The sequence below is a fragment of the Pseudomonas rhizozeae genome (genome assembly GCF_031583775.1).
GTDB lineage: Bacteria > Pseudomonadota > Gammaproteobacteria > Pseudomonadales > Pseudomonadaceae > Aquipseudomonas.
Genome location: NZ_JAVLSB010000044.1, coordinates 1 through 6,563 on the forward strand (window position 1 = coordinate 1; position 6,563 = coordinate 6,563).

Here is a 6,563-nt window from a genome sequence, read left to right on the forward strand (position 1 = left end):
CGGCACCTTCAATAGTGACCAGTCCCCAAAGACGACACCTTCCAATGCTGGAGCAGGCTCCCCAGGCGACATAACTCAAGGTGGGAGCGAGCCTGCTCGCGAAAGGCGCAACTGGATCTCAGCCCTGAAACAGCAAATACAGCAGCACCACATTCATCAATAAAGCCCCCAACGCCAACGTGCGCCAGACTTTTAGCGGTTCGCGCTCCAACAACGGTCGCGGACGAATGTTCAGCGTCTGGCGCTCACCCTGTTCCAGCGCCAGCAGCCATTCCTCCGCCGTTTCATAGCGCAGCGCCGGGTTAGCGGCGGTCCCGCGTTCCAGGCTTTGTCCCAGCCATTCTGGCAAGTCGGGCCGATATCGGCTGGCGCTGACCGCCACGCCGAACCTTGGCCTCTGGAAAGCCTCGACCTCGCCGTAAGGAAAATGCCCGGTCAACAGGTGATACAAGGTCACACCGACCGCATACAAATCCTGCTGCGCGGTAGGACGATCACCATTGAACGCCTCCGGGGCAATGTAGCTCGGCGTGCCTGGCAAGCTGTTCGGCTGGTCTTCCGACAAACCAGGGCACCAGGCCAGGCCGAAATCCAGCAGCCGCAGTTCGCCGTCATCCGCCAGCAGCAGGTTCTCGGGTTTGATATCGCGATGGAAAATCTGCCGCCGGTGCAGCAGGCCCACGGCGCGCAGCAAGCGTTCCGCCAGGTCGCGCCATTGCGCCACGGGCAGCGGGCCCTTTTGGGTGAAAAGTTGCGCCAGGGTGATGCCCGAATATTCACGCATCACGTAGTACAAATGCTGACGCTGGGCCAAGGCGTGGACCTCGGGGAAATGCCGCCCGGCCACGCGCCGCAAAAACCACTCCTCAGACAACAGCGCCTGCCCGGCCTGCGGGTCATCGCGCAAGGCCTGAGTCAGGGTTTTCAGCAACCATGGCTGTTGCTGCGCATCGCGCACCCGGTACAGCAGCGATTGCTGGCTCTGGGCGAGAATGCTTTCCACCGTCCAGCCCTCGAAGTACTGGCCGGGCTTGAGCGGCGGCGGCAGTGGCCATTGTTGCAACTGCACCAAGGCATCGCCGATGGTCGCCTGGCCAAGGGCGTCGACCCGCACCAGCAGGGCGCTGGCGTTGTCCTGGCTGCCGGCCAGGTGCGCGGCGCTGACCAGGGTTTGCGCGGCGCTGTGTAAGTCCTGTTGATCACGCAGGATCGCCGCGATCGCGGTATCGCCGAGCACCGCCCAGATGCCGTCGCTGAGCAGTACAAAGCTCTCGCCCGGGCGCAACTCACCATCGAGAAAGTCCAGCACCAAGTGTTGATCGAGGCCGAGGGCGCGTTTCAGCACATGCTGCATGCCGGGTTGTTCCCAGACGTGGTCCTCGCTGACCCGCTGTAGCTCATCGGCATGCCAGCGGTAGACCCGGCAATCGCCGACGTGGGCCAGTGTGAAACGCCTGCCGCGCAGGACTAAAGCGCTGACGGTGGTGAGCAGGGGTTGCCCGCCACCGTTGGCCTGCAGCCAGCGGTTTTGCGCCAGCAGCAGGCGATCCAGCGCTTGCGCTACGCCCCAGGTTTCCGGGGTGGCGTAGTAGTCGAGCGCCAGGGCCTGCAAGGTCGAGCGGGCGGCCAGTCCGCCGTCGGCGCATTGGCTGACGCCGTCGGCGATGGCGAACAGGTAGCCCTTGCTCGCCGCCAGCGCCGGGGCCGGTGTCACCAGGCGCAAGGCATCCTGGTTTTCCTCCCGAGGCCCGGTGGCGCTAGCCTCGGCGAAGCTCAGTTGCAGACTCATTGAGCGCTCAGACTCGCGCCGCCGTTACGGCCGCCGAGCCCCACGTGGTGCGCCAGCGACGTTTAACACCGTGCAGGCCGAACCACGCCAGCACGCCGAGGCTGGCGAACAACCACAGCGCCAGTTGATAGCTGCCGGTGCTTTGCTTGATCGCGCCCATACCCGCCGCGAGGGCGAAGCCACCGATGCCGCCGGCCATGCCGATCAGGCCGGTCATCACGCCGATTTCCCGGCGGAAACGCTGCGGCACCAATTGGAACACCGCGCCATTGCCAGCACCGAGGCCGAGCATGGTGCAGACAAACAGCGCCAGTGCCGCATAGGAACTCGGCAGGTTGAAGCCCACTGCCGCAATGCAGATCGCCGCCACGCTGTACATGCCGAGCAGGGTGCGGATGCCGCCGAAACGGTCGGCCAGGGCGCCACCTAATGGACGCATCAGGCTGCCACCGAACACGCAGGCTGCGGTGTAGTAACCGGCGGTCACTGGGCTCAAGCCGTACTGATCGTTGAAATAGCCGGGCAGGGCGCTGGCCAGGCCGATGAAACCGCCGAAAGTCACGCTGTAGAAAAACATGAACCACCAACTGTCGCGGTCACCGAGCGCCTTGAAGTAGTCGGCGCGGGACTTGGCTTTCGGCCGCTCCGGGGCATTCTTTGCCAGCCAGGCGAACACCACAATGGTGATGATCAGCGGGATCAGGGCGAAGCCAAACACGTTGCTCCAGCCGAATGCCGCCGCCAATACCGGCGCCAGCAGCGCGGCGAACACCGTACCCGAGTTACCCGCACCGGCGATGCCCATGGCTTTGCCCTGGTGCTGCGGCGGATACCACTGCGACGCGAGCGGCAGGGCCACCGCGAACGAGGCGCCGGCCATGCCGAGGAAGACCCCGAGCAACAGCGCCTGTTCGTAGCTGTGGATGCCCAGTTGCCAGGCCACCAGCAAGGCGCCGATCACGATCACCTGGCCAATCAGCCCGGCGGTTTTCGGCGACAGGCGATCGGCAAGCAGGCCCATCAGGAAGCGCAGTACCGCACCGGCGAGGATCGGCGTGGCGACCATCAGGCCGCGCTGCTGGGTGGTCAGCTGCAGGTCGGTGGCAATCTGCACCGCCATCGGGCCGAGCAGGTACCAGACCATGAAGCTCAGGTCGAAATAGAGAAAGGCCGCGAACAGGGTCGGGGTATGGCCGGATTTCCAAAAACTTGCATTCATCGCGCACCTCAGCTGTGAAGAGTCTTGAACAAGAGTCATGAGCTTGCAGGTGGGGCGCCGCGCCGGCCGCACCACCGACCCCGTTCGCTGGGGCCAAAACGAAAAAACGCCGCTCCCGGATTCGCCGTTGGGCAATCGGGTGAGCGACGTCTTTGTCGTAGGTGGGGCAACCGCCGTTGGTTACCTGTGAAGATTGCTTAGCCAGATTTGTGCCAATAGCAGGATGTGGCTCGGGTTCGCGTTGTGATTTGTTATGGCGGCTTATGTGCTTTTGTGGCGAGGGAGCTTGCTCCCGCTGGTCTGTGCAGCAGACCCAAAAAGCCTAGGGGCGCTTCGCAACCCAGCGGGAGCAAGCTCCCTCGCCACAGGAACTCAATCCGCCACAGCATGTTCACTGGCCACAAAACTCTTTGTTCACAGAGTTTTCAGCCCAGCAACTCACTCATGGCAATGATCTGCTCCGCCACTTGGATCAGTTTCTGCTGACGGCTCATCGCCTGGCGGCGCATCAGGGTGTAAGCCTGTTCTTCGTTGCAGTCCTTCATCTTCATCAGCAGACCCTTGGCGGTCTCGATGCGTTTGCGCTCGGCCAGTTGCTGGTCGCGTGCGTGCAGTTGCGCACGCAGGGCCTGGTCGCTTTCGAAGCGTGCCATGGCCACGTCGAGGATCGGCTGCAAGCGTTGCGCATGGATGCCCTCGACGATGTAAGCACTGACGCCGCTCTTGATCGCCTGGCGCATCACGCTCGGATCGTGCTCATCGGTAAACATCACGATTGGCCGTGGCTGGTCGCGGCTGACCAGCACCACTTGTTCCATCACATCGCGGCTCGGTGACTCGGTATCGATCAGGATCACGTCCGGGCGCACTGTTTCGACGCGCGCGGGCAGGTCGATGGTCAGCCCTGATTCGTCGATCACCTCGAAGCCGGCCTCTGTCAGCGCCGCTTTCAGGCGCCCGACTTTTTTGGCGGTGTCGTTAATCAGCAGGATTCGCAGCATGGTCGCGGTCTCCTGTCAGCGGCGAGCGAGTTGGGGAGCGTTGTCGCTCAGGGCGTGCAGCTTGAAACTGCGGGCATAATCGGCCGGGTTGGAACCGTCCCAGACCTTGCCGTCGATCAATTGGCTGCGGCGCATTTCCTTGCCCAGGGCCGGCACGCCCACGGCGGCGGCGGCTTCACGATACAACTCCAATTGCTGCACGTCGCGGGCCACTTGCAGGTAGTCCGGGTCGTCGCGCAGCAGCCCCCAGCGGCGGAACTGGGTCATGAACCACATGCCGTCGGACAGGTAGGGCAAGTTGACCTCGCCGTCGCCATAAAACCGCAGCGCATGCGGGTCTTGCCAACGATTGCCGAGGCCATCGGCGTAGTCGCCAAGCAACCGCGGTTCGATGCAGTCGAGCGGCGCGTCGAGGTATTGCGGGGCGCTTAACAATTGCGCGGTGCTGCGGCGGTTTTCGGTGCTTTCCTCGATGAAACGGCTGGCTTCGAGCATCGCCATCACCAGGATGCGCGCGGTGTTGGGGTATTGCTCGACGAATTCGCGGGTGCAGCCAAGGACTTTTTCCGGGTGGTCTGGCCAGATCGCCTGGGTGGTGGCCATGGTGAAGCCGAGGTTTTGCTTCACCGCGCTGGCGCACCAGGGCTCGCCGACGCAGAACCCGTCGATACGCCCGGCTTGCAGGTGCGCGACCATTTGCGGCGGCGGTACCACCACGCTGTCGACATCGTGCAACGGATGAATGCCCTGGCTCGCCAGCCAGTAATACAGCCACATGGCGTGGGTACCGGTCGGGAATGTCTGGGCGAAGGTCAGTTTTGCGCGGCTTTGGTGCACGTGCCGGTCGAGCGCCTCAGGACTGGTCACGCCCAGCGCCTGTAAACCGTGGGACAGGTTCAGGCTCTGGCCGTTCTGGTTCAGGCCCATCAGCACCGCCATGTCGGTCGGCGCCACGCCGCCAATGCCCAGATGCACGGCGTAAATCAGCCCGTACAAGCTGTGCGCGGCGTCGAGTTCGCCGTTCACCAGGTTGTCCCGCAAGTTGGCCCAGGACGCCTGGCGCTTCAGGTTCAGCGTCAGGCCATAGGGCTGGGCGAACCCCTGGGTGGCCGCGACCACCACCGAGGCGCAGTCACTCAGCGCCATGAAGCCGAGATTGACCGAGGATTTTTCCGGGCCATCGCTGCCATTGACCCAGGCCAGGGGATTGGCTGGAACTTCATTCATCAGATCGCACCTTCCATAAAAAAACGTCGTGACTCGGACGCTTGCGCGAGCAAGGCCGGGTGACGACGCCATTGTCCTGCCACGCCCGCCGCCGTTGGTGGGCCTGTTGATAAAAGCTGTGGTGCAAGGCATATGCCAGCGACGGCGGATTTCGCCGCGCGCCTCGCAAGGGGAGGTCGGGCCCGGCTATAATCGCCGCCTCTTTTCGCCGCCCGAGTCCAAGCCGCCCATGTACACCCTGGCCCGTCAGTTGTTGTTCAAACTCTCCCCGGAAGCCTCCCACGATCTGTCCCTGGACTTGATCGGCGCGGGGGGGCGCCTGGGTCTCAACGGTCTGCTGTGCAAGGCCCCGGCAAAGTTGCCGGTGAAGGTCATGGGCCTCGACTTCCCGAACCCGGTGGGATTGGCCGCAGGCCTGGACAAGAACGGCGCGGCCATCGATGGCTTTGCGCAACTGGGGTTCGGCTTTGTCGAAATCGGCACCATCACCCCGTTGCCGCAGCCGGGCAATCCAAAGCCACGGATTTTCCGCTTGCCCGAGGCCGAGGCGATCATCAACCGCATGGGCTTCAACAACCTTGGGGTCGATCACTTGCTGGCGCGGGTGGCGGCCGCCAAATACAAGGGCGTGTTGGGGATCAATATCGGCAAGAACTTCTCGACCCCGGTCGAGCGTGCGGTGGACGATTATCTGATCTGCCTGGACAAAGTCTACGCCCACGCCAGTTACGTCACGGTCAATGTCAGTTCGCCAAACACACCGGGCCTGCGCAGCCTGCAGTTCGGCGATTCGCTGAAACAACTGCTGGCCGACCTCGCTACCCGCCGTGCTGAACTGGCATTGCGCCACGGCAAGCACGTGCCGCTGGCGATCAAGATTGCCCCGGACATGACTGACGAAGAAACCGTGCAGGTCGCCCAGGCCTTGATCGAGACCGGGATGGACGCGGTGATCGCCACCAATACCACGCTGAGCCGGGTGGGCGTCGAAGGCATGGAGCACGGTGACGAGGCAGGCGGTTTGTCTGGCGCGCCGGTGCGCGACAAGAGTACCCACACGGTGAAGGTGCTGGCCGCGGAACTGGCCGGGCGCTTGCCGATCATCGCGGCGGGCGGGATTACCGAGGGCAAGCACGCGGCCGAGAAAATCGCCGCCGGGGCAAGTCTGGTGCAGATCTATTCGGGCTTCATCTACAAAGGCCCGGCGCTGATTCGCGAGTCTGTCGACGCCATCGCTGCGCGCCGTTAAGGCCGGCGCTTTACGGTGGGAGCGAGCCTGCTCGCGAATGCGGTGTATCAGTCAAGATCAATGCTGAACGACACATTG

At 63.5% G+C, this 6,563-nt stretch carries 5 protein-coding genes; 1 reads left to right on the forward strand and 4 read right to left on the reverse strand.

Annotation, left to right across the window (positions count from 1 at the left end; translation table 11 throughout):
* Positions 1–118 precede the first annotated feature (118 nt).
* The 4 genes from RG836_RS14395 to RG836_RS14410 all read right to left on the reverse strand — a co-directional run bounded on the left by RG836_RS14395 (position 119) and on the right by RG836_RS14410 (position 5,236).
* Positions 119–1,789: a bifunctional protein-serine/threonine kinase/phosphatase gene (locus RG836_RS14395; RefSeq protein WP_310846552.1), complete on the reverse strand. Its 1,671-nt coding sequence runs from the start codon at positions 1,787–1,789 to the stop codon at positions 119–121.
* Between the two features lie 7 nt (positions 1,790–1,796).
* On the reverse strand, positions 1,797–3,008 hold the full coding sequence (locus tag RG836_RS14400) for a nitrate/nitrite transporter (RefSeq protein ID WP_310846554.1): 1,212 nt from the start codon (positions 3,006–3,008) through the stop codon (positions 1,797–1,799).
* Between the two features lie 425 nt (positions 3,009–3,433).
* Positions 3,434–4,009 (reverse strand): ANTAR domain-containing response regulator, encoded by a 576-nt coding sequence (locus tag RG836_RS14405; protein ID WP_310846556.1) that lies wholly within the window; start codon positions 4,007–4,009, stop codon positions 3,434–3,436.
* Positions 4,010–4,024: 15 nt separating this feature from the next.
* Positions 4,025–5,236 carry a CmpA/NrtA family ABC transporter substrate-binding protein gene (locus RG836_RS14410; RefSeq protein WP_310846558.1) on the reverse strand — a complete coding sequence of 404 codons (1,212 nt, stop codon included), beginning with the start codon at positions 5,234–5,236 and terminating at the stop codon, positions 4,025–4,027.
* Positions 5,237–5,465: 229 nt separating this feature from the next.
* Here RG836_RS14410 and RG836_RS14415 point away from each other — a divergent pair, with 229 nt between their 5' ends.
* Positions 5,466–6,485: a quinone-dependent dihydroorotate dehydrogenase gene (locus RG836_RS14415; protein WP_310846560.1), complete on the forward strand. Its 1,020-nt coding sequence runs from the start codon at positions 5,466–5,468 to the stop codon at positions 6,483–6,485.
* Positions 6,486–6,563: the final 78 nt, after the last annotated feature.

Coding starts and splice junctions, on each gene's coding strand:
- RG836_RS14395 (WP_310846552.1), bottom strand. CDS start 1,789: ATGAGTCTGCAACTGAGCTTCGCCGAGGCTAGCGCCACCGGGCCTCGG.
- RG836_RS14400 (WP_310846554.1), bottom strand. CDS start 3,008: ATGAATGCAAGTTTTTGGAAATCCGGCCATACCCCGACCCTGTTCGCG.
- RG836_RS14405 (WP_310846556.1), bottom strand. CDS start 4,009: ATGCTGCGAATCCTGCTGATTAACGACACCGCCAAAAAAGTCGGGCGC.
- RG836_RS14410 (WP_310846558.1), bottom strand. CDS start 5,236: ATGAATGAAGTTCCAGCCAATCCCCTGGCCTGGGTCAATGGCAGCGAT.
- RG836_RS14415 (WP_310846560.1), top strand. CDS start 5,466: ATGTACACCCTGGCCCGTCAGTTGTTGTTCAAACTCTCCCCGGAAGCC.